The 518-nt window shown below is 44.0% G+C and carries 1 protein-coding gene; it reads left to right on the top strand.

What is annotated here, in order from left to right:
• The coding region (locus JK635_RS29445) for a hypothetical protein (protein WP_235888368.1) at positions 1-501 on the top strand (501 nt) is incomplete at its 5' end.
• Positions 502-518: the final 17 nt, after the last annotated feature.

The raw sequence follows: 518 nt of genomic DNA on the forward strand, positions 1-518 counted from the left end.
ATGATCATGGGCAAGGTTCTCCTCATGGTCATAACTGGAACAATGGAAAACGAGATGGCGGCTGGCCGATATCACCTTGGCCTCCTGGACGTAAGCCAAATACGTGTCAGGCAAAATGAGAGGTGCGGTATGAATAAACAGGTTGCATTGGTATTGAATGAAAAGGTCGCAGAAACGATTAAATCCCTCATCAAGGGAATGCCAATTTGGATCGTTGAGACGCAGAGAAATGCTGCATTTATTGACGAGTTGCGGCAAAGGTCAGGAAATGTAATCACCACTTTTCCATCCAAAAAAGGTGAGTCAAAAACTGATTTGACAGATCGGATCATCTATACACTAGACGAGCATCACAATGCGCATTCGCAGGATGACCCTTACGATACGTTGCTAGTGTTTGGACTGACCTTAGCGAAATCGAAAAAGAAAGCCTTCCTTGATCTTGGCTTCTCGAAGTTTGAGAAAACTGACTTCGGATTTATTGCTCGAAAATTGCAATAAGTCTGCAGGATCGTAGG

The sequence above is a fragment of the Neobacillus paridis genome (genome assembly GCF_016765675.1).
In the GTDB taxonomy this organism is placed as follows: Bacteria; Bacillota; Bacilli; order Bacillales; family Cytobacillaceae; genus Neobacillus; species Neobacillus paridis.